Raw genomic sequence first — 26,953 nt, forward strand, 5'->3', positions numbered from 1 at the left:
CGGTCAGCGGATCGGCGCGGTGACGCCGCCGACGACACCACCGACCACGTTTCCGACACCACCGACGACGTTTCCGAGACCTCCGACCACGCCGCCCACGCCGTTCCCGACGCCGTCGACCAAACCGCCGACTCCGTTGCCGATGCCGGTCGCAGCATCACCGATGCCGGTTCCGACGCCAGCTCCAGGTGCGGGCGCGGGCGCTGGTGCCGGGGCGGGAACCGGTGCGGGCGCCGGGGCGCCGGGTGCGGCAGGTGCAGGCGCCGACTGGGCGGTCTCGCCCGGTGCGGGCGCAGATCCAGCTGGTGCGCCGGCAACCGGAACTGCCCCTGGTGCCGTCGTGGAGCCGCCTGCGGCGGCAGGAGAACCCGGCTGATTGTTCTGACTTCCGTTGTTCGCAGTCGTGGATCCGGTGCCTGCCGCTTCGGCTGCCGTGGTGCTGCCGGGAGTAGAGCCTGGGGTGGTCGAAGCAGTCGAGGAGGTGGACTCGTTGGTGGTGTTCGCCGAACTGGACGGGACGTTGATCTTGTCCATGGCTGTTCCGATTCCGAGCCCGCCTGCGGCGAGCACGATGAATGCACCAACCACCGCAGCAACGACGCCCACCCTCGACGAGCGTCGAGTCGCCGTGTTCTCTTCCTCCGTCGGCTCGGCAAGGAGCGGAGTGGAGAAGGCCGGAACCGGCGCGGGCTTGCGGGTGGGCTCGGCGGGGACAACAGGGACAGCGAGTGCCGTGGTGGCTGTCAATTCTGCAGCCAGCGTCGCTGCGCCGGACGCCGCGCACGACGCCGGATCGGCGTCGGCGATCACCGGAACACGAAGCTCCGCAGACAGTAGTTCGGCGACAAGGGGAATGGACGAGCTTCCGCCCGCCAGAACAACCTGATTGACATCGCTGGACTCGACGCCTGCAGATCGCAGGCTTTCGCGAACCAAGGCCACCGATTCGGTGAGGGCGGGGCGAATCAGATCCTCGAGCTCGGAACGAACGAGACGAACGTCGCTGACGGCGCCGGGAAGTGCCACGGGGGCAACGGTTTCCGTCTCGGTGGAAAGTTCCTCCTTGGCTGCGCGAGCATGCTCGCGCAGAGTTTCCAGCGCTTCAATCGTCTGAGGAGCAAAGGGATCAAGGGCTGCGAAGTGATCCGACACCGCATCGAGCAGGTGCACGGTGACGAGATGATCGAATTCGTCGCCGCCGATGTCCTCGCTGCGCAGAGGCTTTCCGAAGATCTCGCTTCGTCCGCCGGTGGTGGACATCATCGTGACGTCGAGCGAACGGGCGCCGAGGTCGTAGACGACGGTCAGACCGTCGTTGACAACAGTTCCGGAAGCGGCGAGCCACGCCATGACGGCCGCGGGTTCGGTGACGAGAGTCGCCCCGTGAACCCCGGCGTCATCCAGCGCGGACTCCATGGTGCGTGCTGTGTGGCGGTTCCACCCCACAGGGTGAGCCAGGACGACCGTTGGCCCTTCGTCGCCGCCCGCCTGGCCGACGAGCGCGCCTACCGCTGTTGCCGCGAGATCCTCGCCGCGGTACTCGGTGCCGTCGGCGGCAAGTATCGGAATCGGGTCTCCGACGCGCTCGACAAATCCGGTGATGACGGATCCGTCGTCCAATTGCAGTGCACTGGGTAAGCGGACCTGTTGCGCTTCACCGGTCGAGCCGTCGCTGACAGCTACGAGAGTGGCCGAACCGATGCTGATGCCGAGCCCTGCCGCCATGAACGAACTCCCCTGGTCGTGGGCGACAGAAGGACTGTCGCGGTTGTCTGCGATGTCGGTTTCAGGACCAAGATCGTTACCGGATTGGAGGCGCCCCGACGAAGTAGGGGGCCGATCCCCTAATCGGGGCAAATCCCCTAACCAGGCCAGTTGTGGCCCGTAGGGGACTTCCCCCTCCGCCCCCGTAGAAGAGGGGGATGCTCCCCGTTGGCCCCGGTCACAAAAGTTCTTAGCGTTGATTCCACTCGCTACCTCTGGCAGCGCACCAGTTTCCGGAGCACCGGCAACATCCCACCGGCAACATCCCACCGGCAACATCACGGTCAACGAACTTCAGGAGAACCCGCCATGGCAACGAACGCCGTACTCGAATTCATCCTCGGGCTACTTCGCGACGACGAGGCAGCTGCCAACTACTGCGCCAACCCGACCGAGGCTCTCAACGCTGCAGGTTTGTGCGACGTCAGCCCCGCCGACATCGTCGCTGTTGCTCCGCTGGTCGCCGAGTCCGGACTCTTTGCCGGTGGCGGCGCCGACCTGTCCGCGATCGTCAACGCCGGCGCGTCCGCTGCCGGTGCGATCGGCGGCGGACTCGGAATCGGTGGTGGACTCACCGGTGGTCTCGGTGGCGGTCTGGGGGGCAGCCTGGGTCTCGGCGCCGGCGCGGGCCTCGGAGTCGGCGGCGCCCTCGGCGGCCAGTTCGATCTGGTCGGCGACTTCGCGGCAGCCCTCAGTGCTGCGCTTGCCATCGGCGGCGAGATCAGTGCCGACCTCGGTGCAGCCTTCGGCGCCGTGATCGAAGCCGGCCTCGGTCTCGGTGGCGCATTCGATCTCGGCGGCGCACTCGACCTCGGTGCACAGCTCAGCGCGGCTCTGGGCGGCGCGCTCGGAGTGACCGGCGGCCTGACCGCGGAACTGGGAGCAGCGCTCGACGCAGCAATCGGCGCAGTCGGCGGACTCGACCTGACGGCAGGGCTCAGCGGAGCCCTCGCACCCGTCTTCGCCGTCGGTGGCGACCTCGGAGCCGACCTCGGGCTGGCTCTCGGTGGACTCCTCGGCGGCGCAGCGGACCTCAGTGGTCTTCTCGACATCGGCGGCGAATTGGGTGCAAGCCTGACCGGCGCACTGGAATCCGCCCTTGCCCTCGGCGGCGGCCTGGACCTGGCCGGCGCTCTGACGGGTGACCTCAGCACGGCATTGTCCGGCGCGCTCTCCGGTGTCCTGGGAGCAGGCGGCACGATCGGCGCCGATCTGGGTGCATCGCTCGGCGGCGTTCTCGGCGCGATCACCGACGTCAGTGTCCTCACAGATATCGCGGGCGGGCTCGATCTCGGTGCTGCACTCAGCGGCGCCCTCGGCGGAGCACTCGGCGTCGGTGGAGGCTTGGAAACTGCACTCGGCGGAGCACTCGACGCAGCACTGGGCCTCGGCGGCGGACTCGACCTCGACGCAGTGCTCGGCGGCGGCGCAGACCTCGGCGCGCAGCTCAGCGCGGCACTCTCCGGCGCTCTCGGTGCCGGCGGAACGGTCGGAGCCGACCTGGGCGGCGCACTCGGCGGACTGCTCGGGGGAGCACTCGACATCGAAGGCGGACTCGGCGCCGACCTCGCGGCGGCTCTGGGCGGCGGCGCGAATCTGTCGACGGCCCTCGAAGGCGTCCTCGGTTCGGCACTCGGCGTTGATGCCGGGCTCGCGGGCGGCCTCGGCGGCGCACTCGACGCAGCACTGGGCGCAGGCGGACTTACCGGAATCGACCTCGGTGGTGCACTCGGCCTGGGCGGCGAAGCAGGCTTGGCTGCCGGTGTGGCGGCGGCTCTCGACACCGCTCTCGCAGGTGCAGGCGGCCTGGGTGCTGTCGGTTCGGTGGGTACAGACCTCGCCGGCGCGCTCGACGGTGCACTGGGCGCAGGCCTCGGGGCCGGATTGGGCGGCTCTCTCGACAGCATTGTCGGTGCCGAAGGGGCCCTCGGTGGAGCGCTGGACACGGCACTGAACATCGGCGGAATCGGTACCGGTGCGATCGGCGCCGATATGCCTTCCGTCGACCTCGGCGCAGTGAACCTCGGCCCGATCTCCGCTGAACTGCCTTCAGTCGACCTCGGAAGCATCGCGGCGGACGGCCTGAACCTCGGCGCTGTGACCGGCGATCTCGGAGCAACTGTGGGCGGCGCTCTGGACGCAACAGCAGGTCTGGACGCAACCGCAGGTCTCGATGCAGCCACGAACGCGGCGGCCGGCTTGGGTGGGTCGCTCGGCGGTGCACTGAACGGTGTCGCTGACCTCGGTGGATCCCTCGGCGGAGCCGTCGGAGCCGGCGGAGCCGTCGGGGCAGTCACCGACGTGACCGGTTCGATCGGAGCAGACGCAACCGCCGCTGCCGGTGGCACCGTCGACGGTGGCGGTACCGTTGGCGGCGGTGGAGTCGCTGACCTGGGTGGATCTCTCGGTGGAGCGGTCAGCGGAGTGTCCGACCTGACGAGCTCGTTGACCGGTGCGTTGAACCCGTGGTCGTCGATCGATGCGACCGACGCTTTCGGTTCGGGTTCCGCTTCGGGCCTGAGCGCCGATACCGAACACTCGCTCTTCGCCGAGGATTCGGTTGCAGCACCGGTCGATCACATCGACCCGGTTGCGGTTGTCGATCACCTGCATCCCTGATCTGCTGACGCAGGAACTGAAGTCGGTCAAAATGACCTGATGTAACAAATCCGGCCCTGCGTGCGCTATGCGTTCGCAGGGCCGGATATTCGAGTCGGGAAGAATTGCGGGTCAACGTAGCTCATGAGTGATTCAGCGAGTCAGGTAAGCCACCGGAAGGCGCGCGTCGCGTCGTCGACGGCGTCGTTGCTCGAACGAACAGCTGTAGTGGCGAAGGATTTCGGGCGCACGGATCTGGTGCGGCGACTCGAGAACGCCCAGGTCAGAGTCAACGACCCGCGTATTCGTATCGTGGTGGTCGGCCCCCTCAAACAGGGCAAGAGCCAGTTCGTCAATTCGCTGCTCGGCATCGACGTCTGCTCGGTCGGTGACGACGAGACCACTGCCGTGGCGACGGTCGTGCAGTACGCGGAGACCGCGGTTGCCGAACTGATTCTCGCCGATCCGGGCGCGGCGCCCATCCGGGTACCACTTCCGCTCGAAGAACTCATGGGGATCACCCCGGCCACACCTCGCGCCGAAGGGCGTGAGGTCTTGCGCGTCGAGGTCGGTGTTCCCAGTCCGCTGTTGGCCGACGGTTTGGTGCTGATCGACACCCCCGGCGTGGGTGGTCATGGAAATCCGCATGCTGCAGGAACATTGGGGTTGATCACCGCGGCCGATGCCGTGTTGGTTTTGTCGGACTCCAGCCAGGAGTTCACCGAACCCGAGCTTGGATTCATCCGCCAGGTCGTCAATCTGTGTCCTGCGGTGGCCGGGCTGATCAGCAAGACCGATCTGTACCCGCACTGGCGGCAGATCCTCGACGCCGACCGCGGACACCTCCAGCGCGCCGGGTTGGACCTGCCACTCATTCCGATCTCCTCGGTACTGCGCTCGCACGCGCTGAGGCTGGGGGACAAAGAACTCGAAGCGGAATCAGGCTTCCTGGACCTCTATCAGTTCCTGCGGGACAACGTCGTTGCGCGTGCCGAATCGAACACTCGACGCGCGGTAGCGATGGACGTGCGTTCTGCGGCAGCGCATCTGACGTTGGAGATGGGCAGTGAGCTTGCGGCGCTGAAGGATCCGTCGACGGCACAGGCGGCGGTCGCGGGTCTGCAGCGCGCCCGGGCAGCGGCCGAGGAACTGCATAAGAAGACCTCGCTCTGGCAACAGAGCCTCGGCGACGGCATCGCGGACCTCGCCGCCGACATCGATCACGACCTCCGGGACCGGTTGCGCCGGGTTACCCGCCAGGCCGAGGAGACGGTCGACGAAGGTGATCCCGGTAAGGACTGGGACGTAGTGGGGGAGTGGCTCGAGCAGGAGATCGCCACCGCGATCGGTGACAACTTCGTGTGGGCTCACGACCGAGCTCAATGGTTGGCAGAAGTTGTGGCACAGCACTTTGCGGAGACCGGCGACGTCGCGCTACCGCATCTCGACGTTGCCGACACCGACGGTTTCCTGGAACCGGTCGGCGCATTGTCGGATCTCGAATCCGGACGAATCGGCATCACTCAAAAGGTCCTGGTCGGTATGCGCGGCTCGTACGGTGGCGTTCTGATGTTCGGCTTGATCACCACGATGATGGGCATGGCTCTGGTCAACCCGATCTCCATCGGCGCCGGGGTCCTGCTGGGTACCAAGGCTTATCGTGAAGACAAGCAGGCCCAGGTGCTCAAGCGTCGGGCTGAGGCGAAAGCGGCTATCCGACGGTTCGCCGACGACGTCAGTTTCCAGGTGGGCAAGGAGTCGAAGGATCGCCTCCGCCTGGTGCAGCGGCTGTTGCGTGATCACTTCACCGACATCGCCGAGCAGGCGCTGCGCTCGATCAACGAATCCCTTCGCGCCACGCAGGAAGCCGCGCAGTTGGAGTCGAGCGAACATGCCGCTCGTATCAAGCGTCTGGAGACCGATATGCGCGTCGTCGCGGAACTCGACGCCGTTGCCGGAACGCTGATCGGCGAAACTCCCGCTTCGGCAAAGGTGACCAACGCATGAATGCCGTGACCGCCGTGACCGCTGTGGAGTCGGCACACGCACTGATCGATCACGCCAGACGGGTCTACGCCGATCAACCACAGACGCGCGCCCAGTTGGAAGAATGTGCGGCCAGGCTCGACGAGCCACTCCGGGTGGCGCTCGCCGGTTCCCTCAAGGCGGGTAAGTCGACGCTGCTCAATTCGCTCGTCGGACAGGATATAGCGCCAACCGACGCGACCGAGTGCACGCGCGTCGTCACCTGGTATCGGAACGGGACAACGCCGCAGGTGACCGCGACGGCCGAGAACGGCGCCGAGTTCAACGTGCCGGTGACGCGCCGCGACGGCAGGCTCACCTTCGATCTGGGCGAGTACACCGCAGGCTCGGTGGACCGCATCGACGTCGACTGGCCGTCTTCGGCTTTGGCTCGTACGACGATCATCGACACACCGGGTACCTCTTCGCTCTCGACCGAGGTTTCGGCCCGCACCTGGGACATGCTTGTTCCTGACGGCGGGGCACCGGGCGCGGATGCAGTGGTCTATCTTCTTCGGGCCCTGAACGCCAGTGACATGCAGTTTCTCGGGAAGATCGCGGATCACGTGGGCGGAGAATCCGGGCCGCTCGGAGTGATCGGTGTTCTCTCGCGTGCCGACGAGGTCGGCGCAGGCAGGCTCGATGCGTTGTCTTCGGCGAAGGACGTCGCGGCACGATTCGCCGAGGAGTTGGAGCGAACGGGCCTGTGCCAGTCGGTGGTTCCGGTGGCAGGTCTGCTCGCGCTCGCTGCTCGGACGATGAGGCAGAGCGAGTTCGCGGCCTTCTCGGCGCTCGCGCAGGTTCCATCCGAGGATCTGAGCCTGGCACTGCTCTCCGCGGATCGTTTTGCCAGGCAGGACAGTCCACTCCCGGTCGATGCGGGGATGCGGGCGCAGTTGGCCGATCGGTTCGGGCTCTTCGGAATTCGCCTCGCCGTGACATCGATCAAGCTGGGGGCCACTGATTCACCGTCTCTGGCCGCCGAATTGCTGGAGCGAAGCGGCCTCGATGAACTGCGTCAGGTGATCGACGTTCAATTCGGGCAGCGGGCAGATCAACTGAAATCGCACACTGCGCTGGTGACGCTGGGCAGGATACTCGAGGCCGATCCGAGTGAGGAAGGCGATCAGATCGCGGCGGAGGCGCAACGGTTGCTTGCCGATGTTCACGGCTTCCACGAACTTCGCCTGCTCGGGCGACTTCGTTCGGTACACACAGATCTGCCACCCGACGACCTGGCACAACTGCAAAGGCTGATCGGTGGCTACGGAATCCGGGCCAGCGACCGACTGGGCTGCGAACCGGAAGAATCGCCGGAGGTGCAGCGTGCGCGGGCTACCGCGGCCGTCCGGCGATGGCGCGAGTTGTCCAGACATCCGCTATTCGACAGATTCACCTCGCGCGCCTGCCTGGTTGCTGCCCGCAGCGCCGAGGGCGTCTTGGCTGAAATTGTGCCCGAATAGGGACCCGTTCACTATGCGAGCGCCGGACGAGGGTTCTATCTTGAGTTCGGGATGATCCGGACATAACTCCCAGGTTCGGGTCCCACCTCGATGGGAGCACGCGCATGGCGAGTGACATCAAGTCCGCATCACCGGATCGAGCCACCTTCGTCCTGGGGACGCTCATCCTGGTGGCTGCGGTCGCGAACCTCAATCTCTCGGTCGCGAACGTCGCGCTACCCGACATCGGGCGGGCTTTCGACGCCAGTCAGACGCAACTGAATCTGATCGCGGTCGGCTACTCGCTGGGCCTGGCCGGAACGGTGCTCTACCTGGGGGCCTTGGGAGACCGATACGGTCGCAAGATGCTGCTGGTCACCGGCATGGCGCTGTCCATTCCGGCGTCGATCGTGGCTGGATTCGCCGGGAACTTCGAAGTGCTGTTCCTCGCTCGGATAGTCGGAGGCGTCTCGGCAGGTCTTGCATTCCCGACCACGCTGGCGATCATCACGGCGCTGTGGGCCGGACCGGCACGGACCAAGGCGATTGCCATGTGGTCGGCAATCGGTGGCGCGATTTCAGCACTCGGTCCGATCGTCTCGGGCGCGTTGCTCGAGCAGTTTCACTGGGGATCGGTCTTCTTCGTCACCCTTCCGTTGGCTCTTGTGGCACTGATCTGCTCACTGATGTTGGTGCCTGCTCACGTCAACGAGACGACCGAGCGAGTCGATCATCTCGGCGGCATAGTTTCGATCGTCTTCATCGGGGCGCTGGTGCTGTCCATCAACTTCGCGCCGGTCAAGGGTTCGGGCACGATGGCACTGGTGCTCGGGGCGATAGCGGTCGTCGCGGGTATCGGGTTCTTCCTGCAACAGCGACGCGCGGTCAATCCACTGTTCGACCTTCACGTAGCTGCGCGCCCAACTTTCTGGGTCGCAGCCGTGGGTGGGTTGGTGGTGTTCGGTTCGCTCATGGGCGCGATGTTCATCGGCCAGCAGTTCCTGCAGAACGTACTGAGTTACTCGACGCTGGCAGCCGGTGCGGCCATCATTCCGGCGGCCTTGGCGATGGTGATCGTTGCGCCGCGTTCGGCGACCATGATCGAAAGGTACGGCGCCCGCGTCACGCTGCTCTCCGGCTACCTGTTCGTGGTTCTCGGGTTGTTTGTCGCGCTTTTCCTGTGGAACGAAAGCACACAGTATTGGCAGGTCGCGCTGGCCTATGCGCTTGTCGGGATCGGCGTCGGCCTGGCTGGCACACCGGCATCGCGTTCGCTGACCGGATCCGTTCCCGTGCACCGCGCGGGTATGGCGTCGGGAACCTCGGACCTGCAACGAGACCTGGGCGGCGCCATCATGCAGTCGATTCTCGGCGGGATACTCACGGCCGGGTACGCAAAATCGTTGGGGAATGCGATCTCGTCCTCGCCGAACGCATCCGAGGTGACTCCCGAAACTCAAGCCGCGCTCACCAAATCTTTCTCCAGCGCTGAAGTTCTCGCGGAACGCTACCCGCAATACGCAGACCAAATCATGACCGCCGCCAAAAATGCCTTCCTGGACGGGGATACACATGCCTACCTCGCGGCAATCATCATCGTGTGCGCCGGTGCCGCAGTGGTGACCTTCTTCTATCCGCATCGCGAGCGTGAGCGTGTCCTGCTGGCGCAGTACGCGGCCGAATCCGATCTCGCCGCGGAGAAGAGTTGAGCACGCTCTGGTACTGATGAGGGATGCCACGACTACTTCACATCGATTCGTCTGCCGAACTCCGCAACTCGACCTCGCGTGACCTGACCGCACTGTTCGCTGCGCAGTGGTCGGAGATCAGCCCGAATCACACGACGGTTACGTTGGACCTGCACCGAGATCCCTTGCCGCACCTCGCGGACGCGGCCCTGCACTACGCACCACGCTTGCGCGTCGACGGAGAGAGGCCGGACGCCGACGCAGAAGCACTGCAGGCTCGGGTCATCGAGCAACTCGCCGCGGCGGACGTAGTCGTGATCGGTGCACCGATGTACAACTGGTCGATCCCGTCCACGTTGAAAGCGTGGATCGATTACGTACACGTCCTGGGTACAACGGTGCCTTTCGACACTCGCACTCAGCCCATGGCAGGCAAGCCAGTGGTGATCGTGTCCAGCCGCGGAAACACCTATGCGCCGGGTTCGGGGAACGAGGCAAACGATCACACCGTCCCGCTGCTCGTTCAGGTACTGGGGGTGTCGATGGGAATGGATGTCTCCGTCATCACTGCGGAACTGACTTTGGCGCAGCGTATTCCGGCGATGGCACCGCTGATCGAGCAGGGTGAGGCGAGCCTGCGCGCTGCCCGGGAATCGCTCGTCGAGTTGGCCCGTACCTTAGGGGTTTGATCAGGGCGCCTGACCAGGTTCAGGCGAGAGTCGAGATCATCGACGCCACGTCTTCCGGCTCTGCGTCGTAACCGGGGAAGTAGCAACACACTTCGTCGGCATGCTCGCCGAACCGCCGCCGAATCTCGGTCGCACATTCTTCCGGGGTGCCGACGACTGCGAGTGTGGTCAGCATCGGATCGGTGATCAACGAGGCCATGTCGGCATAGCCGCCTCGCTTCGACAGGGCGTTGAGTTCCGGCTGGACCTCGCCCCACCCTTCGACGTCGAGCACCGGACGGTATGCGGGCGTCGATCCGTAGAACGAGAGCAGTGCCCGGACGCCTCGGGCGGCCGCGACGAGTTGATCGTCGCTGCGGCCGACGCCGACGATGACCTGCGGGATGACCGTGAATTGGTCTCGGGTGCGCCCGGATTCGTGAAGGCCTGTATCGACGGCAGGAAGTGTGCGCTCGAGGAAATGTCGCTCCGAGTGGAACGGCATGACCAGTAGTCCGTCGGCAACCTCCGCGGCGGTACGGGTCATCACCGGCCCGAGTGCCCCCATCAGGATGGGCGGCGGCCCATAGGGATTGGGTCCGGGGTCGAATGTCGGCGGCATCAGAGTGTGGGTGAAGAACTCGCCGCGGAAGTTCAGCGTCGAGGCGTTCTCCCACGCCGTGAAGATCGCTTTGACCGCGGCGACCGTCTCCTTCATGCGGGCCGCTGGACGCGACCACGTTGCGCTGTAGCGTTTTTCGATGTGCGGTTTGATCTGCGATCCGAGTCCCAGCCTAAAGTGGCCGCGACTGAGCAACTGCAGGTCGTTGGCCGAATGAGCCAGATGCATGGGACTGCGGGGGAACGCGATGGCGACGTTGGTCATCAGGTCGAGGTCGACGGCCGAAGCGGCTTCGACGAGTGGGAAGAACACGTCGTGTGGCCCCTCGAACGTGAACAGGCCGCCGGCGCCGGTCTCCGCGAGTTCACGGCTGCGAGCAGCGCCTGTTCCCGGCGCCGAGTCGAGTTGTACGTGAATCTTCATCTGCGTGTTCGCAGCCAATCGCTGACCCCGGGAGCAAATGGCGCGATCGCCGCCACCGCGACAAGGACGCAGTAGAGAATCGGACCCCACGTCAGGACTCCAGCGCCGATATCCGCTGCGCCGTCGACCAGAGACATGAAGCCGAGCCCGGCCGCGACGCTCAGGGCTCCGACGATCGCCGTCATCACTCGCCCGGCGTTATTGCGTGCGCGGAGGAGTTGAAGGCTCAAAAGTGCGAGCAGGACCAAAACGAGAGCGCCGCCGCCGCTGCCTGCCAGCACGACGGTCACGGCGTCGGAGATGTCGGTGGACGAGTATCCGGGGTTGTCGCGCGCAGTCGATTCTTCGAGAGCGGATCGGACGTCGTCGAGGCTGGTGACTACCACTGCGGCGATTCCGGCCAGGACGACGAACGAGCCGATCCAGGCAGAGGTGGACAAGGTCACGGCCTTGGGCGTCTCGTCGTTCGCTGCAGGTCGGAGCGGCCGAACCGAGACGTCGGGTCGCTCGGGTGCCGGGCGCGCCGGCGCCGGTCGAGCAGGTCGAACGGGAGAATTGTCGGGATCGGTCACCGGCCGATCGTAGCCATTCGGAGAGATTCGGAAGTGATGTGGCGCACTTTTTCGGCTTTTCGGGGAAGGCGGGAACAAATCTACGTGGGCTGTAGTTGACCATTTCGACAAGCTTGAGCGCCCTCGGCTCAACTTCAAGTTGACTCCCGGCCACGGTCGGAGGCAAACTTGAGCGGAGGACGCTCACCAAGCGAAAAACTCGCGGTCATGTTCGAGATCAACCACTCGGGCAGAGAACCGCAGAACGAAAGGTAGGAACACTATGGCTCGTGCAGTCGGTATCGATCTCGGTACGACCAACTCGGTAGTTGCAGTGCTGGAGGGCGGCGAGCCCGTAGTGGTCGCCAACGCCGAAGGCTCACGTACCACCCCCTCGGTGGTCGCATTTGCCAAGAACGGCGAGGTTCTCGTCGGTCAGCCCGCGAAGAACCAGGCAGTCACGAACGTCGACCGCACCCTCCGCTCCGTCAAGCGCCACATCGGCACTGACTGGAACGTGGAAATCGACGGCAAGAAGTACACGCCGCAGGAAATCAGCGCCCGCACGCTCATGAAGCTCAAGCGTGACGCGGAGGCTTACCTCGGCGAAGACATCACCGATGCCGTCATCACCGTCCCCGCATACTTCGAGGACGCACAGCGTCAGGCGACCAAGGAAGCCGGCCAGATCGCCGGCCTAAACGTCCTTCGTATCGTCAACGAGCCCACCGCGGCTGCACTGGCATACGGACTGGACAAGGGTGACACCGAGCAGACCATTCTGGTCTTCGACCTCGGTGGCGGCACCTTCGACGTCTCCCTGCTCGAAATCGGTGACGGCGTCGTCGAGGTTCGCGCAACCTCCGGTGACAACCACCTCGGTGGCGACGACTGGGACGAGCGCGTCGTCGCTTGGCTGGTCGACAAGTTCAAGGCTCAGAACGGCATCGATCTGACCAAGGACAAGATGGCCCTGCAGCGTCTGCGTGAGGCTGCGGAGAAGGCGAAGATCGAGCTCTCCAGCTCGCAGAGCACCTCCATCAACCTCCCGTACATCACGGTCGACGCGGACAAGAACCCGCTCTTCCTGGACGAGCAGCTCTCCCGCAGCGAGTTCCAGAAGATCACCTCGGACCTGCTCGATCGCACCCGTGCGCCGTTCCAGGCAGTGATCAAGGACAGCGGAATCGCCGTCAAGGACATCGACCATGTCGTGCTCGTCGGTGGCTCCACCCGTATGCCGGCAGTCTCCGATCTGGTTCGTGAACTGACCGGTGGCCGTGAGCCCAACAAGGGTGTCAACCCGGACGAGGTCGTCGCCGTCGGCGCCGCACTCCAGGCCGGCGTGCTCAAGGGCGAGGTCAAGGACGTTCTGCTCCTCGACGTCACGCCGCTTTCCCTCGGTATCGAAACCAAGGGTGGCGTGATGACCAAGCTTATCGAGCGCAACACCACCATCCCCACGAAGCGTTCCGAGACCTTCACCACCGCTGACGACAATCAGCCTTCGGTGCAGATCCAGGTCTTCCAAGGTGAGCGCGAAATCGCTTCGCACAACAAGCTGCTCGGCTCCTTCGAGCTCACCGATCTGCCGCCCGCCCCGCGTGGCGTTCCGCAGATCGAGGTCACCTTCGACATCGACGCCAACGGCATCGTGCACGTGACGGCGAAGGACAAGGGCACCGGCAAGGAAAACACGATCAAGATCCAGGACGGCTCCGGTCTGTCCAAGGAAGAGATCGAGCGCATGGTCAAGGACGCCGAGGCTCACGCCGAGGAAGACAAGGCACGTCGCGAAGAGGCAGAGGTCCGCAACCAGGCCGAGTCGCTGGTCCACCAGACGGAGAAGTTCGTCAAGGAGCAGCGTGAAGGTGAGAACGCGGGCAAGGTCTCCGAGGAGATCCTGACCAAGGTCGAGGCAGCGGTCAAGGACGTCAACGACGCTCTGGCAGGCACCGACATCGCTGCAGTGAAGACCGCAGTGGAGAAGCTGGGCACCGAGTCGCAGGCTCTGGGCCAGGCCATCTACGAGGCTTCCGCTGCAAACGAGGCCGGTAACACCGACGGCGCAGGCAATGACGACGACGTCGTCGACGCCGAGGTTGTCGACGAGCCCACCGACTCGGACAAGAAGTGACCTCGGACAACTCCGAGAACAACCCGGTCGACCCCGAGACCGGTGCACAGGGAGAGGCGGCGGGGGAATCCCTGCCGCCGCTCGACTCGGAAGACACAGGGGTAGTTCAGGAAGCAGAGTCGATCGTGGAGGAAGCATCCGCCACCGATCAGCTCGCCGAACGAACTGCGGATCTGCAGCGACTTCAGGCGGAGTTCACCAACTACCGTCGTCGCGTCGAGCGTGACAAGCAGGTCATCAAGGAAACCGCGCGGGCTTCGGTCATCACCGAGCTCATCGGAATTCTCGATGATCTGGATCGTGCTCGGGCACACGGTGATCTGGAAACAGGTCCGTTGCGTGCGCTCGCGGACAAGCTCAACACGACCCTGACGGGTCTGGGTTTGACCGACTTCGGTAACGAGGGTGACGATTTCGATCCCGCGCTCCACGAAGCGGTGCAGCATGAAGGCGAAGGCCACGACCCCGTACTCGGGACGGTCATGCGCAAGGGTTACAAGCTCGGCGACCGGGTCCTTCGGACCGCGATGGTGGCCGTGACGGACCGGGTGGGCGACAAGTCTGCTGACGGTTCAGAGGAAGAAGCGAAGTAAGAGTGAGAGGAGGAGACGCCCAGTGAGTCAACGGGAGTGGATCGAGAAGGACTTCTACAAAGAGCTGGGCGTCTCGTCCACCGCCACGGCCGACGAGATCAAGAAGGCGTATCGCAAGCTGGCCCGGGATCTGCATCCCGATGCCAACCCTGACGACGCGAAGGCCGAAGAGCGTTTCAAGACAGTCAGCGAAGCTCATGCAGTGCTGTCCGATCCGGAAAAGCGCAAGGAGTACGACGAAGCCAGGCGTCTGTTTGCCAGCGGCGGCTTCGGTCCCCGCGCGCAAGGCGGCGGCGGATTCAACCCCGGCGCCGGTGGTTTCGACATCAACGACCTGTTCGGCGGCGGCGCCGGAGGACAGGACTCGGGTCTCGGAGACATCTTCGGCGGATTGTTCAACCGTGGGGGAGCGGGCCAGCGCACAGCTGCGCCCAACCGTCCGCGTCGAGGCAAGGATCTCGAGACCGAGACGACGCTCGCTTTCCGCGAAGCAGCGCTCGGTGTCACCGTCCCACTTCGTCTGACCAGCCCGACGTCGTGCACCACGTGTCACGGCAGCGGCGCAAAGCCAGGCACCAGCCCGCGAGTGTGCCCGCATTGCAACGGAACCGGAGTAGTGAGCCGGAACCAGGGCGCTTTCGGATTCAGTGAGCCGTGTGACGACTGCCGGGGAACCGGCTCGATCATCGACTCGCCTTGCGAGGACTGCCACGGTAGCGGCGTCACCAATCGCACACGGACCATCACGGTCCGGGTGCCTGCGGGTGTCAGCGATGGTCAGAAGATCAGACTCAAGGGCAAGGGCGAAGCGGGACTCCGCGGAGCTCCGGCGGGTGACCTGTTCGTCAACATTCGCGTCAAGCCGGACAGCGTCTTCGGCCGCAACGGTGACGACCTGACACTGACGGTTCCGGTGAGCTACGGCGAGCTGGTACTGGGAACGACACTGTCGGTGCCGACCTTGGACGGCCGTGTCGGAGTGAAGGTTCCGGCCGGAACGGTGGACGGACGCATTCTGCGAGTTCGCGGACGTGGCATCCCCAAGCGTCCCGAGGGAGCCGGTGACCTTCTGGTCACCGTCAAGGTATCCGTCCCGCAGAAGTTGGACGACCCGGCGATCGAAGCGCTGAAAACCTATCTCGAAGCCGAGAAGGCGAGCGGGTTCGATCCACGGGCCGGGTGGGCCGGTGCATGATGACCGAGCGACCGCAGAATCAATGGGATACGACGGTCGATCCTGACGCTCAGATCTTCGTGATCTCGGTGGCAGCCGAGTTGGCCGGGATGCATGCGCAGACTTTGCGTAACTACGACCGACTCGGGTTGGTCACCCCGCACCGAACCACCGGTGGTGGGCGGCGTTACTCTCCGCGTGATGTTGCGCTTCTTCGTGAAGTGCAACGGCTTTCGCAGGACGAGGGCGTCAACCTTGCCGGAATCAAACGGATCATCGAACTGACCAACCAGGTCGAGGCTCTGCAGCATCGCGTCCGCGAATTGGCCGAGGAAATCGCGAAAGTCCATGCGGGCTATCGCCGGGACCTCGTGCCGATCCCGCGCAACAACGCGTTGGTGGTTTGGAAGCCTCGCAACCAACGCTAGTCGGAACTCTGGAAACACGGCCCCATGCCTAGTGGGATTCACTTCACCGAATCCCGCAGGGCGTGGGGCCGTTTTGGTGTTTCCACCCAGCGGGAATCGTGCTGTCGAGACGGCTCGTACGTGCATAGCGTCCGCTTCCATGACTTCTCTTTTGCGCGTTTGACGTTATCCAGATCACATTCTATGCTCCAACCCAAGCAACTGCTTGCTAGATCATCAAGCGAGTGCTTGGTTGGTTGGTGCTTGAAATCAGGCGTGTCCACCAGCCGATCCTTCTTTCGTCAGGTATTCGCCTGACGTTCGGTGCATACATGTGTTCTAGGAGTGCAGACATGAATCGTCGGCCCATTCTTGTTGCGGCAGTAGCCGTGACGGCTCTGGCTCTTGCAGGGTGTAGTGGTTCCTCGGAGTCCGACGGTGGCGCGGACTCGCCTTACCGAGTGCTGCTGACCGGCGGGATCAGTGCGCAGGGAGTCCTCGCGGCGAACTCGCAGACCTCGCTGCTCGCCACCAAGGCGGGCGTTCAGGTCCAGAACGAGGCCGGGGGAATTGGTGGCCGCCAGATCGAGCTCACCACGGTGGACGACGCGGGTGATGCAACGATCGCCGTCACCAAGCTGCGCGAAGCCATCAACTCGGGCAACAAGCCTGACCTCTACCTCAACTCGGGTCCTTCGTCGATCGCTGCTGCGGTTCTCCCGATCCTCAAGCAGAACAACATCCTCTCGTTGAGCATGGCACCCTCGCCTGATTCGACGGACCCTTCGAAGTTCCCGCTGAACTTCGACCTGGCTCCGGGCGCAACCGACACAGCTCGCGGAATTTCCGAGTATGCAAAGACCAAGGGCTACAGCAGCGTCGGAGTGCTGCACGGCAGCACCGCCTACGGTGAACTCTTCGGCGAAGAGATGACCAGTGCACTAGAGAAGGTCGGTCTGAAGGCTGCCGGTAACGAGGAGTACGACGCTGCAGCGCTGGACATGACGGCTCAGTTGCAGTCGCTCAAGAATGCAGGTGCCGCGGCCATCGCCTTGGATGCGTACGGTGCTCCTCTCGGATACGTGTTGCAGAGCCTCGAGCGACTCGGCTGGGATGTGCCGCTGGTCGGAAACACCTCGGTGTCTGCCACCAACCTGATCGCGAACGATCCGCCGGCCGGTGTGCTTGGTACGCCCCAGGTGAAGAACCTTGTGACGCAGGTGTTCACCAGCACGGTGTCCGATCCGAACAATGCGCTCGTCACCACGATGGTGGACACGATGGCGTCGCTGGGCTCCATCCCGTCGACACTCATCCTCGCGGACAACTACGACGCCTTCCCTCTCGTCGCGGCAGCCGCGGAGAAGGTCGGCAGTTCGACCGATCCGAAGAAGCTCGCCGAGGCGCTGGAAACCTCGGAGGTCCAGGGGAATGCCAAGACTGCCTTCCTCTCGCGCTACAACTTCAGCTCCGACAACCACGGACCGAACCCGGACACCAGTGAGTTGAAGTTCATCAGTCCGACGAAGATCCTCAACGGTCAGTTCGGAAACCCGGCTGCGTCATGACCATTCTGTGGTCCGGTTTGGCGCTCGGCGCGGTCTATGTGTTGGTTGCCATCGGGTACAACATCGTTTTCGTTTCCTCCAACACTTTCAACTTCGCTCAAGCTCAGCTGATGATGGTGGGCACCTTTGTCGCCTACACCGGTCTGGTGACTCTGAAACTCCCCGTTCTCGTGGTGGCCGTCATGGCAACCGTGACCGTGATGCTCCTCGCCTCGGTCGAGGAGATAGTCGCGATCAGACCGGTGGCTGATCACCAGAACCAATTGGTGACGACGTTGGGCGTTGCGACTCTGCTCAACGGCGCCACCCAATTGATCTGGGGTAGTGAACCTCTCACCGTTCCGTTCTTCGGATCGAACGAACCGATCACCTTGCTCGGCGGCCGTACCTACCCGGTCGAGATCGCACTGCTGGTTGCTGCGATCGCATTGGTCATCGGGTTGAGTTACGTCTCGAAGAAAACGATGACGGGTCTGGCTCTGATCGGTATCTCCGAGGATCGTGAAGCGGCGATGCTGCGCGGAGTCAACGTACGACGGTTGGCGCTGGGTGCCTTTGCCTTCTCGGGTGCATTGGCCGGTGTCCTCGGACTGTTGGTCGGTCCCAAGACGTTTGCGGTTGCGACGTTGGGTGCCGCACTGGCGCTCAAGGGGTTCGTGGCGTTGGCGATCGGCGGGTTCGGCTCTCTGCCAGGCGCTTTGATCGGCGGGTTGACCGTCGGTCTGGTGGAATCGTTCACTGCCCTGTGGGCGGGAAGTCAGTACAGCAATATCGCCGTATTCACGGTGCTGATCGTCATCTTGATGGTCAAACCTGCCGGCTTGTTCGGCAATGTCCGAGAACGGGTGGTGTGAGATGGTAAGTGCGTGGCGGACTTTCCGTTCCCTTCCAAGCTGGATCATCCCGCTGGTCCTGGCCGTGGTGATCTTGCTGCTCCCGGCCCTCGGACTCGATCTGTCGACATCACGGCAGATTCAATTGGCCTGCATCCTGGCGCTTGTCGTCAGTGGTCTGAACCTGAGCCTCGGCTTTGCCGGTGAACTGGCTCTCGGTCAGGCCGCGATGTACGCGGCGGGTGCCTACACCGCAGGTCTGATGTCCCAGGCCGGTCACACCGACATCCTGCTCCAGCTTGCTGCTTCCGGTGCGGTGGCACTGGCTGTCGGCATTCTGACCGGTGTCCCCGGTCTGCGACTGGGCAACTGGTCCCTGGCGATGACGTCGTTCTTCCTGGTCCTGCTGGTACCGGACGTACTGGCGATCTTCGGCGGCAAGACCGGCGGCCGAAACGGCCTCACAGGTATGGAGCCGCCGACGCTCTTCGGTTCCGAACTCGACACCCAGCAGTACTACATGGTGGTAGTCGTGGTGACCGTCCTCTGGTTCGCGGTGATGCGCAACCTGGTGGTCTCGCGCCACGGCATCGCGTTCCGCACACTCAAGCAGTCGCCGGTTCTGGCGTCGTCGCAGGGTGTATCGGTGTTCCGGATGAAGCTGCTCGGTTATGCCATCGGTGCGTTCCCGGCCGGTCTGGCGGGTGCGCTGTTCGCCAACACCGACCTGTTCATCTCGCCGGAGGCCTTCGGGTTCACCTTTGCCACAGCAGTTCTGGCGGCGTCGATCCTCGGCGGTGCGGCAAGTGTGTACGGCGCCGTAGTCGGTGCCGCGATCATGCAGCTCGGTCCCAACCAGTCGACGGCATTCCAGGAGTATTCGCTGATCTTCTACGGCGGCTTCCTGATCATCGGCGGTGTGCTGCTCTCCGGTGGTTTGACCAAGGTCGGGCGAGCGATCGTCTCGAAACTCGATCGCAAGGCCGGCTTGGGCGTTGTCGCTGTGAAGGGAAACAGCGGTGGAACACCGGAACTGCCGCCGATCAACGGTGCACGGTTGGTGGTCGACGGAGTGTCCAAAGCGTTCGGTGGCAACCAGGCACTCAATGCGGCAACTCTGACTGCAGAAGCCGGTAAGGTCACTGCGTTGATCGGGCCGAACGGTTCAGGCAAGACGACCATGCTCAACATGATCTGCGGGTTCTACACCGCGGATGCGGGCGTGATCACGATCGGTGGCACGGTCGTCTCGCAGTCGTCGCCGCACAAGGTGGCGCGTGTGGGTGTGGCGCGGACGTTCCAAACTCCGACGATTCCGGAGAACATCACGGTTCTGGAAGCTGTTGCATCCGGACGCTATTCGGTGCACCACGCGTCTATGGCGTCGGCCGTGCTTCGCCTGCCCAGCTTCCGCAGGATCGCGAAGGCCGACATCGTCGAGGCCGAGCGTGTCCTCGAACTCGTGGGGATGTCGCACCTACGCAACGAGATCGCGACGTCGCTGCCCCTGGGGATGCGTCGCATGCTCGAGGTTGCTCGCGCCGTCATCGCCGAGCCGAGGGTCGTCCTCTTCGACGAGGTGGCATCCGGACTCGACGAGGACGAACTCGAACGCCTGGCAGACCTGATCCGGGTGCTGCGTGATGCCGGGGCCACAGTGGTGTTGGTGGAGCACAACTTCCGCCTCGTGCTCTCGTTGGCCGATGAGATCGTGGTGTTGGCTCAGGGACAGGTGATCGCTACCGGTGACGCCGCGACGATCGAACATCACCCCCGCGTGTTGAGCGAGTACCTCGGAGTGAAGTCCGGCGATGAGGAAGCGCTTCTCGAAGAAATCGGCGCAGTAGACCATCAGACCAGTGAGGTGAAGTGATGGAACCGATTCTCAAGGTCCGGAACCTGCAGACAGGGTACGGCGATCTGCGCGTCGTCTGGGATGTGTCGTTCGACGTCTATCCCGGTCAGGTGACCGCTTTGCTCGGACGCAACGGAGCCGGCAAGACGAGCACGCTCCGCGCCCTGTCCGGACTCAACAAAGTGGCCTCGGGGACGGTCGAGATGGACGGCGCCGACATCACCGGAGTTCCCGCGCACAAGCGGGTGCGGCAGGGGATGGCGTACGTGCAGGAGGGCAAGCGGGTCTTTCACAAGCAGACCGTCGAGCAGAACCTCCTGCTCGGCGGCTACACCCGCAAGGTGAAGCGCAGCGAACTCATGGAGTCCGTCGAGTCCATGTACGAGATGTTCCCGATCCTGGGGGAGAAGCGTTCGCTTCCCGCCGGTTCCATGTCGGGCGGTCAGCAGCAGATGCTCGCGATCGGCGCAGCGCTGATGGCGCAGCCGAGGTTGCTCCTTCTCGACGAACCTTCGGGCGGTCTCGCTCCCGTGATCGTCGGTGAGGTGATGGACCGCGTCCAACAACTCAAGGAAACAGGGCTGGCTGTCCTACTGGTCGAGCAGGCAGTCGAGGCCGCGATGAGCGTCGCCGATCACGTGACGGTCCTCGACATCGGCAAGGTGGTTCTCGACGCCGACGCCAAGGACATCGACGACCTGGCAGTTCTCAAGGACGCGTACTTCGGACGCGTCTGAACAGCAGTGAGGTACTTCAGCCCGGCCGCCTCGGCCGGGCTGAAGTCGTTTCCCGCTCCGTGGCACGGGTACTAGCCGGCTCGGGGCCCTCGATCTACCGTCCTGCAGACAACTCCCGCGAGAGGCAAACTCGATGACCACTTCTCCCGACGTGCTTGCCCCGGCAAAGCTCGGCCCGGTGACCCTTCGAAATCGAATCATCAAGTCCGCGACATTCGAAGGCAAAACTCCCGACGCCCTGGTCACCGACGAGCTGATCGAGTTCCATCGTCGCCCAGCCGCCGGCGGAGTCGGGATGTCCACCGTCGCGTACTGCGCCGTCACACCGGAAGGGCGGACCGAATACGGCCAGCTGTGGATGCGGCCCGAAGCCCTCCCCGGACTGCGACGACTCACCGATGCCATTCACGCCGAAGGGGCAGCAGCGTCGGCGCAGCTGGGGCATGCCGGTCCGGTGGCAAATCAGAAGTCGACCGGTTTGCCTGCGCTGGCGCCGTCGAGTTCGTTCAATCCGTTGAGCATGAGAATGATTCGCAGCGCCAGTACAGCGGACATCGCCAGAATTGCTGCGGCACATGGCAGCGCCGCGCAACTTGCCGTCGAGGCAGGGTTCGACGCCGTCGAGATTCACTTCGGTCACAACTATTTTGCGAGTTCGTTCCTGAGTCCGAAACTCAACCGTCGTAAGGATTCTTACGGCGGATCACTGGAGAACCGGGCTCGCGTCGTACTGGAAACTGCGCGCAGTGTGCGCGATGCCGTCGGCGACAAGATCGCGATCTTGGCCAAGCTGAACATGGACGACGGTGTGCCAGGCGGATTCTGGGTGGACGAAGCAATCCAGGTGGCGCAGTGGCTCGAAGCATCCGGAAGCGTCGATGCGCTCGAGTTGACGATGGGTAGCTCACTGCTCAACCCGATGTACCTGTTCAAGGGCGATGCGCCGATCCGCGAGTTTGCCGCCGCGATGCCGCAACCAGTTCGACTCGGTGTGCAGTTGGTTGGCAAGAGCATGTTGCATACCTATCCGTACAAGCCGCTGTTCATGCTGGAAGAGGCTCGACAGATCCGTGCTGCGGTGAAGTTACCGCTCGTGCTCCTCGGCGGTGTCACGGACAAAGCGGGTATGGATACGGCGATGGCGGAGGGATTCGAGTTTGTCGCCATGGCGCGGGCGCTGCTCAGAGAACCCGATCTGATCAATCGGATCGCAGCCGAATCCGATACTCATTCACTGTGCATCCACTGCAACAAGTGCATGCCTACGATCTTCAGTGGCGCCCGCTGCGTGTTGGTCGAGCGGGTCTAGGGGCCGGCACACACCACGTCCCGACATCCATGTGGATACCGGGTCGTGGGCCGTAGCGGATCAAGTTCGTGGTTGCATCAACGCTTGGTTCAGTTCTGGGTGAAGACGTCGTAGGAGGCGTTCATCGTGGGGTAGCCGGTGGCCATGTAGTCGGCGAGGATGACGTGCGTCGGGTCGCCGATGATGCGAGTCCCGTCGAGGGTGGGGTTGCCGGCGTAGTTGTTGGCAGCCATGACCGTCTGTACGCCGTCTGCGATGTTGTAGGTGACGTCGACACCGATGCCTCGAGGATCGCTGCTGTACGCGGTGACGATCTCGGTGGTGTGCGGGGCCAGGTAGGAGCGGGGGCCGTTGATCCACTGTCCGTAGGGGTTGGACGCGCTGTCCAGCAGCATCGGGTTGTCGGTGTTGTTGGTGATGGTCATGGCAACCGTCGGTCCGTCGGTGGGCATGGTGCCGGCGTTGGCGACCGCTGCGGTTCCCAGTGCGGTTCCGCCGACAGCGAGGGCGATTGCGGTGACTGCTACGAAGCGAGTGGTGTTGGTACGCATGATGTCTGCTCCTGGGATGGTGTGCGGTTGCCGTTCTCGGCGATGAATCAATCTTGTCGCGAATCAGGGCTGCTGTATGTCCGCCGACGGGGCCGTGGCGGGGTTGAATCGCGTGTCCCCCGATCGGGGGAGGCGTAAGTGCTCGCATTGCTGGTACGGGCGTGAGAAAGTGAGCAATGCGCGAAGGCACGAAGCCGCTGGCCGGCCAGGTTTCCGTGGTGGTCGGCGACGATCACCCGTTGTTCCGTGAGGGCGTGGTTCGGGCTCTGACCGGCAATGACAGCATCAACGTCCTGGGCGAGGCCGACGACGGCGCGGCAGCGCTCGCAATGATCCGCGAACTACGCCCGCAGGTCGCACTGCTCGACTTCCGGATGCCGCACCTGGACGGAACTCAGGTCGCCGCCGCCGTGGTTCGAGACGAGCTTCCGACGCGGGTGCTACTGCTCAGCGCTCACGACGAGTCGTCCGTCGTCTATCAGGCTCTGCAAGCGGGTGCTGCCGGATTCCTGCCGAAGGAATCCACTCGCGCCGAGATCGTGAGCGCCGTGCTCGACTGTGCTGCGGGCCGAGATGTGTTGCCGCCCAGTATCGCCGCCGGATTGGTCGGGGAGGTTCGGCGTCGAAGTGAACCGTCCGGCCCGACGCTCAGCGCCCGCGAACGTGAAGTCCTCGGATTGATCGCGCAGGGCGCCAGCATCCCCGCCATCGCCTCTCAGCTCTTTCTAGCGCCCTCCACCGTCAAAACCCACGTGCAGCGCCTCTACGAGAAACTCGGAGTCAACGATCGAGGCGCCGCCGTCGCCGCCGCGATGCGGCAGGGTTTGTTGGAGTGAGCAGGCGTCACCGGAGGACGTACGTGACGTTCATGGCCGGGTAACCCGAGGTCATCGTCACCGTGACGTCGTGGCTGTCGGGGGCGTACGTACCGCCGGCATCCGCCCTGGTCTTCGAGTTGGTGGCACTGAAGACAAACACTCCACCGTCGTCGGAGCGGTACGTGAGCACGATGGGGAAGTCGTTCTGGTTCTTGCTCGTGGCGACCACGTTTACGTTCATGTTCGGGAGGATGTAGTCGGCCGGCGGGACGATCCAGTCACCGTTCGGGTTGGACGCGTCGACCAGATGCAGGGCACCGAAGCCCGCATTGCTGATCATCGCCGTCGTGACGGAAGTGTCGGTTATCGACTTCACAGCGTTCGCACCGGCGGCGCGGGCAACCAGAGCTGCCATGCTGAGGCCGGAGAAGGAAAGTGCTTCGGGTCGAATTGTGTTGGTACTCATGATGTTTCTCCTCGATTTGTCGGTCTCGGTGACCGTGTGTTTCGGTGATGAGACAACTATGGCCCCGAAACCCCTTCGGGTCTGTCCACCTACGGGTCCGAGTGCTGGACGACATCGATGTCCCCCGATCGGTGGACAAACCCGTCCCGCCCGCCCACCCAGTGTCATGGGGTGGAGGCTTCGCCCACCCAGTGTCATGGGGTGGAGGCTTCGCCCACCCAGTGTCATGGGGTGGAGGCTTCGCCCACCCAGCGGGAGAACCTGTTCCTCTACCATTCAACCCACTCGTAGCGTGGCCACCATGACCGATCCTGACTTCTCCACCGCACCACTCGACGTCGTAGTCATCGGCGCCGGCGTCGCCGGCATGTACGCCATGCACCGACTTCGCGAGCAGGGGCTGCGTGTCCACGGCTTCGAGGCGGGCTCCGGAGTGGGCGGCACGTGGTACTTCAACCGCTACCCGGGCGCACGCTGCGATGTCGAGAGTTTCGACTACTCCTACTCGTTCTCCGAAGAGTTGCAACAGGATTGGGACTGGAGCGAGAAGTACGCCGCGCAGCCGGAGATCCTGTCCTACCTCGATCACGTCGCCGATCGCTTCGACCTACGCAGTGGGTTCACTTTCGATACCCGTGTCCTGAGCGCACAGTTCGACGAGGACTCGTCGACGTGGCGAGTGCACACCGACGGTGGTCATGACGTCACCTCACGCTTCGTCGTGTGTGCTACCGGTAGCTTGTCGACCGCGAACGTTCCGAACATTGCAGGTCGCGAGACTTTCGGCGGTGAGGTCTTCCACACCGGCTTCTGGCCGCACGAGGGCGTCGATTTCACCGGCAAGCGAGTGGGAGTGATCGGCACCGGATCTTCGGGCATCCAGTCCGTTCCGTTGATCGCCGAGCAGGCCGATCACCTCTTCGTGTTCCAGCGGTCCGCGAATTACAGTGTGCCGGCGGGAAACACGCCTCTCGATGACAAACGACGCGCAGAGATCAAGGCCGACTACGCTGAGCGTCGAGCGCTGTCCAAGCGCAGCGGCGGTGGATCACCGTTCGTTTCGGATCCTCGCAGTGCGCTCGAGGTATCCGAGGCCGAGAGAAACGCGGCCTACGAAGAGCGGTGGAAGCTCGGCGGTGTCCTGTTCGCCAAAACCTTCGCCGACCAGACCAGCAACATCGACGCCAACGCGACGGCGGCCGCATTTGCCGAGGCCAAGATCAGATCGGTGGTCGAAGATCAGGCCATCGCCGACCTGCTGATCCCGAACGACCACCCCATCGGGACCAAGCGGATCGTGACGGACACCGACTACTACCAGAGCTACAACCGTGACAACGTGAGCCTGGTCGATCTCAAGAGCGCACCGATCGAGGCAATCGACGAGACCGGGATCAAGACGACCGACTCGCACTACGAACTCGACGCATTGGTGTTCGCCACCGGTTTCGATGCGATGACCGGGGCACTCGATCGCATCGAGATCCGTGGCCGCAACGGCGAGACCTTGCGAGAGAACTGGCATGCGGGTCCGAGAACCTATCTTGGTTTGGGAGTGCACGGCTTCCCGAACCTGTTCATCGTCACCGGGCCGGGTAGCCCGAGTGTGCTGTCCAACATGATTCTCGCTGCCGAACAGCACGTCGACTGGATCGCCGACGCGATCAACCACCTCGATTCGGCGGGGATCGACACCATCGAGCCGAGTGCCGAAGCCGTGGACAACTGGCTCGAGGAGTGCTCACGCCGGGCGTCGGCAACATTGTTCCCATCCGCGAACTCCTGGTACATGGGAGCCAACATCCCGGGAAAGCCGAGGATATTCATGCCCTTCATCGGAGGCTTCGGTGTCTACTCCGACATCTGTGCAGACGTGGCAGCAGCGGGATACCGAGGCTTCGAACTGAACAGCGCGGTGCACGCATGAGCCGGCTGGAGGGCAAACGGGTGCTCGTAACGGGTGCGGCCGGCGGAATGGGACGCTCACACTGTGAGCGGCTCGCCGAAGAAGGCGCGTCCGTGATCGCGTTGGATGTCGAACAGGCGCAATCGGGGTTGGCGGAAACCGCTCAGGCAGTGCGTGATCGAGGCGGTGTCGCGGTCACCGGTGTGGCGGATATTCGGGACTTCGACGGTCTGGCCGCCGTCGTGGCCGAGTGCGTTACCGAACTCGGCGGGTTGGACGTCGTGGTCGCGAATGCAGGCGTCTACGACACACCGGGACCGTCGTGGACCATCGATCCTGCAGTGTGGAACCGCTCGCTGGACGTCAATCTGACCGGGGCGTGGCACACCGTCAAGGCCTGCGTTCCGCACTTCGGCGACGGTGGATCCGTCGTTCTGGTCAGCTCGACAGCGGGAATCAAAGGTATTGCCGGAGCAAGTCATTACAGCGCAGCCAAGCATGCCGTGGTGGGCCTGGCCAGAACGCTGGCCAACGAGTTGGGGGCGCTGAGTATCCGCGTCAACTCCGTGCATCCGGGTTCGGTACGTACCCCGATGATCATCAACGAGCGAGTGTTCGCGAACCTGTGCCCGGACATCGAGAATCCCACCGAAGCAGACGCTGCTGCAGTGCTCAGCGCTCGCAACTTGCTGCCCGTTCCCTGGGTCGATCCAGTGGACGTCAGTAATGCGGTCCTGTTTCTCGCATCCGCGGAGTCCCGCTACATGACCGGCTGTCAGTTGGTTGTCGACGCCGGCCTGACCCAGAAAGTGTGAATT

At 63.8% G+C, this 26,953-nt stretch carries 22 protein-coding genes; 17 read left to right on the forward strand and 5 right to left on the reverse strand.

What is annotated here, in order from left to right; genetic code table 11:
• Positions 1-3: 3 nt before the first annotated feature.
• Positions 4-1,725, reverse strand: a complete 1,722-nt coding sequence (locus ACSW29_RS08015) for an Hsp70 family protein (protein WP_317828187.1) — start codon at positions 1,723-1,725, stop codon at positions 4-6.
• Positions 1,726-2,073: 348 nt separating this feature from the next.
• Between ACSW29_RS08015 and ACSW29_RS08020 the strand changes: the two genes are divergently transcribed.
• The 5 genes from ACSW29_RS08020 to ACSW29_RS08040 all read left to right on the forward strand — a co-directional run bounded on the left by ACSW29_RS08020 (position 2,074) and on the right by ACSW29_RS08040 (position 10,206).
• On the forward strand, positions 2,074-4,383 hold the full coding sequence (locus ACSW29_RS08020) for an IniB N-terminal domain-containing protein (protein WP_448277002.1): 2,310 nt from the start codon (positions 2,074-2,076) through the stop codon (positions 4,381-4,383).
• Between the two features lie 123 nt (positions 4,384-4,506).
• Entirely contained in the window at positions 4,507-6,369 is a 1,863-nt protein-coding gene (locus ACSW29_RS08025) for a dynamin family protein (protein ID WP_230816361.1), read from the forward strand.
• Complete coding sequence (locus ACSW29_RS08030; RefSeq protein ID WP_448277003.1) at positions 6,366-7,850, forward strand: dynamin family protein; 1,485 nt, start codon at positions 6,366-6,368, stop codon at positions 7,848-7,850. Before ACSW29_RS08025 ends, ACSW29_RS08030 begins: the two co-directional genes overlap by 4 nt.
• A gap of 104 nt (positions 7,851-7,954) precedes the next feature.
• Positions 7,955-9,538, forward strand: coding sequence for an MFS transporter (locus ACSW29_RS08035; RefSeq protein WP_448277004.1), 1,584 nt, complete (start codon positions 7,955-7,957; stop codon positions 9,536-9,538).
• Positions 9,539-9,561: 23 nt separating this feature from the next.
• Positions 9,562-10,206, forward strand: a complete 645-nt coding sequence (locus ACSW29_RS08040; RefSeq protein ID WP_448277005.1) for an FMN-dependent NADH-azoreductase — start codon at positions 9,562-9,564, stop codon at positions 10,204-10,206.
• A gap of 19 nt (positions 10,207-10,225) precedes the next feature.
• On the opposite strand, the gene ACSW29_RS08045 is transcribed toward ACSW29_RS08040, so the two are convergent.
• Complete coding sequence (locus ACSW29_RS08045; protein WP_448277006.1) at positions 10,226-11,230, reverse strand: TIGR03617 family F420-dependent LLM class oxidoreductase; 1,005 nt, start codon at positions 11,228-11,230, stop codon at positions 10,226-10,228.
• On the reverse strand, positions 11,227-11,802 hold the full coding sequence (locus ACSW29_RS08050; protein ID WP_448277007.1) for a hypothetical protein: 576 nt from the start codon (positions 11,800-11,802) through the stop codon (positions 11,227-11,229). Before ACSW29_RS08050 ends, ACSW29_RS08045 begins: the two co-directional genes overlap by 4 nt.
• Before the next feature lie 262 nt (positions 11,803-12,064).
• Here ACSW29_RS08050 and dnaK point away from each other — a divergent pair, with 262 nt between their 5' ends.
• The 9 genes from dnaK to ACSW29_RS08095 all read left to right on the forward strand — a co-directional run bounded on the left by dnaK (position 12,065) and on the right by ACSW29_RS08095 (position 22,394).
• Positions 12,065-13,918, forward strand: a complete 1,854-nt coding sequence (gene dnaK, locus ACSW29_RS08055) for a molecular chaperone DnaK (protein ID WP_019749384.1) — start codon at positions 12,065-12,067, stop codon at positions 13,916-13,918.
• Positions 13,915-14,511 (forward strand): nucleotide exchange factor GrpE, encoded by a 597-nt coding sequence (gene grpE, locus ACSW29_RS08060; RefSeq protein WP_448277008.1) that lies wholly within the window; start codon positions 13,915-13,917, stop codon positions 14,509-14,511. The genes dnaK and grpE overlap by 4 nt, the downstream gene beginning before the upstream one ends.
• 22 nt (positions 14,512-14,533) lie before the next feature.
• Positions 14,534-15,706, forward strand: coding sequence for a molecular chaperone DnaJ (gene dnaJ, locus ACSW29_RS08065; RefSeq protein WP_050656306.1), 1,173 nt, complete (start codon positions 14,534-14,536; stop codon positions 15,704-15,706).
• Complete coding sequence (locus ACSW29_RS08070) at positions 15,703-16,113, forward strand: heat shock protein transcriptional repressor HspR (RefSeq protein ID WP_411742578.1); 411 nt, start codon at positions 15,703-15,705, stop codon at positions 16,111-16,113. The genes dnaJ and ACSW29_RS08070 overlap by 4 nt, the downstream gene beginning before the upstream one ends.
• Before the next feature lie 332 nt (positions 16,114-16,445).
• On the forward strand, positions 16,446-17,660 hold the full coding sequence (locus tag ACSW29_RS08075; RefSeq protein WP_448277009.1) for an ABC transporter substrate-binding protein: 1,215 nt from the start codon (positions 16,446-16,448) through the stop codon (positions 17,658-17,660).
• On the forward strand, positions 17,657-18,514 hold the full coding sequence (locus ACSW29_RS08080; protein ID WP_020906602.1) for a branched-chain amino acid ABC transporter permease: 858 nt from the start codon (positions 17,657-17,659) through the stop codon (positions 18,512-18,514). Before ACSW29_RS08075 ends, ACSW29_RS08080 begins: the two co-directional genes overlap by 4 nt.
• Before the next feature lies 1 nt (position 18,515).
• On the forward strand, positions 18,516-20,366 hold the full coding sequence (locus tag ACSW29_RS08085; RefSeq protein ID WP_448277010.1) for a branched-chain amino acid ABC transporter ATP-binding protein/permease: 1,851 nt from the start codon (positions 18,516-18,518) through the stop codon (positions 20,364-20,366).
• The gene (locus ACSW29_RS08090) at positions 20,366-21,085 is read left to right on the forward strand and encodes an ABC transporter ATP-binding protein (RefSeq protein ID WP_050656301.1); all 720 of its coding nucleotides are present in this window, start codon (positions 20,366-20,368) and stop codon (positions 21,083-21,085) included. Before ACSW29_RS08085 ends, ACSW29_RS08090 begins: the two co-directional genes overlap by 1 nt.
• A 133-nt stretch (positions 21,086-21,218) precedes the next feature.
• Positions 21,219-22,394, forward strand: a complete 1,176-nt coding sequence (locus tag ACSW29_RS08095) for an NADH:flavin oxidoreductase (RefSeq protein WP_448277011.1) — start codon at positions 21,219-21,221, stop codon at positions 22,392-22,394.
• Between the two features lie 89 nt (positions 22,395-22,483).
• Here ACSW29_RS08095 and ACSW29_RS08100 read toward each other — a convergent pair whose 3' ends face one another.
• On the reverse strand, positions 22,484-22,945 hold the full coding sequence (locus ACSW29_RS08100; protein ID WP_448277012.1) for a hypothetical protein: 462 nt from the start codon (positions 22,943-22,945) through the stop codon (positions 22,484-22,486).
• 176 nt (positions 22,946-23,121) lie between these two features.
• Between ACSW29_RS08100 and ACSW29_RS08105 the strand changes: the two genes are divergently transcribed.
• Positions 23,122-23,781, forward strand: coding sequence for a response regulator (locus ACSW29_RS08105; protein ID WP_448277013.1), 660 nt, complete (start codon positions 23,122-23,124; stop codon positions 23,779-23,781).
• A 7-nt stretch (positions 23,782-23,788) separates the two neighbouring features.
• On the opposite strand, the gene ACSW29_RS08110 is transcribed toward ACSW29_RS08105, so the two are convergent.
• Entirely contained in the window at positions 23,789-24,229 is a 441-nt protein-coding gene (locus ACSW29_RS08110; RefSeq protein WP_448277014.1) for a hypothetical protein, read from the reverse strand.
• Positions 24,230-24,530: 301 nt separating this feature from the next.
• On the opposite strand from ACSW29_RS08110, the gene ACSW29_RS08115 reads away from it, so the two are divergent.
• Together ACSW29_RS08115 and ACSW29_RS08120 are read left to right on the forward strand one after the other, a co-directional pair.
• The gene (locus tag ACSW29_RS08115) at positions 24,531-26,156 is read left to right on the forward strand and encodes a flavin-containing monooxygenase (RefSeq protein ID WP_448277015.1); all 1,626 of its coding nucleotides are present in this window, start codon (positions 24,531-24,533) and stop codon (positions 26,154-26,156) included.
• Positions 26,153-26,950, forward strand: a complete 798-nt coding sequence (locus tag ACSW29_RS08120) for a mycofactocin-coupled SDR family oxidoreductase (RefSeq protein WP_317828173.1) — start codon at positions 26,153-26,155, stop codon at positions 26,948-26,950. The genes ACSW29_RS08115 and ACSW29_RS08120 overlap by 4 nt, the downstream gene beginning before the upstream one ends.
• Positions 26,951-26,953 lie beyond the last annotated feature (3 nt).

It is taken from the genome of Rhodococcus sp. GB-02, from assembly GCF_053470465.1.

Bases quoted from the DNA above. Each gene is read 5' to 3' on its own strand.
- ACSW29_RS08015 (WP_317828187.1), bottom strand. From the start codon at position 1,725: ATGGCGGCAGGGCTCGGCATCAGCATCGGTTCGGCCACTCTCGTAGCT.
- ACSW29_RS08040 (WP_448277005.1), top strand. From the start codon at position 9,562: ATGCCACGACTACTTCACATCGATTCGTCTGCCGAACTCCGCAACTCG.
- ACSW29_RS08120 (WP_317828173.1), top strand. From the start codon at position 26,153: ATGAGCCGGCTGGAGGGCAAACGGGTGCTCGTAACGGGTGCGGCCGGC.
- ACSW29_RS08090 (WP_050656301.1), top strand. From the start codon at position 20,366: ATGGAACCGATTCTCAAGGTCCGGAACCTGCAGACAGGGTACGGCGAT.
- ACSW29_RS08110 (WP_448277014.1), bottom strand. From the start codon at position 24,229: ATGAGTACCAACACAATTCGACCCGAAGCACTTTCCTTCTCCGGCCTC.
- ACSW29_RS08025 (WP_230816361.1), top strand. From the start codon at position 4,507: ATGAGTGATTCAGCGAGTCAGGTAAGCCACCGGAAGGCGCGCGTCGCG.
- ACSW29_RS08105 (WP_448277013.1), top strand. From the start codon at position 23,122: ATGCGCGAAGGCACGAAGCCGCTGGCCGGCCAGGTTTCCGTGGTGGTC.
- ACSW29_RS08075 (WP_448277009.1), top strand. From the start codon at position 16,446: ATGAATCGTCGGCCCATTCTTGTTGCGGCAGTAGCCGTGACGGCTCTG.
- ACSW29_RS08115 (WP_448277015.1), top strand. From the start codon at position 24,531: ATGACCGATCCTGACTTCTCCACCGCACCACTCGACGTCGTAGTCATC.
- ACSW29_RS08035 (WP_448277004.1), top strand. From the start codon at position 7,955: ATGGCGAGTGACATCAAGTCCGCATCACCGGATCGAGCCACCTTCGTC.
- ACSW29_RS08095 (WP_448277011.1), top strand. From the start codon at position 21,219: ATGACCACTTCTCCCGACGTGCTTGCCCCGGCAAAGCTCGGCCCGGTG.
- ACSW29_RS08100 (WP_448277012.1), bottom strand. From the start codon at position 22,945: ATGCGTACCAACACCACTCGCTTCGTAGCAGTCACCGCAATCGCCCTC.
- ACSW29_RS08080 (WP_020906602.1), top strand. From the start codon at position 17,657: ATGACCATTCTGTGGTCCGGTTTGGCGCTCGGCGCGGTCTATGTGTTG.
- ACSW29_RS08020 (WP_448277002.1), top strand. From the start codon at position 2,074: ATGGCAACGAACGCCGTACTCGAATTCATCCTCGGGCTACTTCGCGAC.
- ACSW29_RS08085 (WP_448277010.1), top strand. From the start codon at position 18,516: ATGGTAAGTGCGTGGCGGACTTTCCGTTCCCTTCCAAGCTGGATCATC.
- ACSW29_RS08030 (WP_448277003.1), top strand. From the start codon at position 6,366: ATGAATGCCGTGACCGCCGTGACCGCTGTGGAGTCGGCACACGCACTG.
- dnaK (WP_019749384.1), top strand. From the start codon at position 12,065: ATGGCTCGTGCAGTCGGTATCGATCTCGGTACGACCAACTCGGTAGTT.
- ACSW29_RS08045 (WP_448277006.1), bottom strand. From the start codon at position 11,230: ATGAAGATTCACGTACAACTCGACTCGGCGCCGGGAACAGGCGCTGCT.
- ACSW29_RS08070 (WP_411742578.1), top strand. From the start codon at position 15,703: ATGATGACCGAGCGACCGCAGAATCAATGGGATACGACGGTCGATCCT.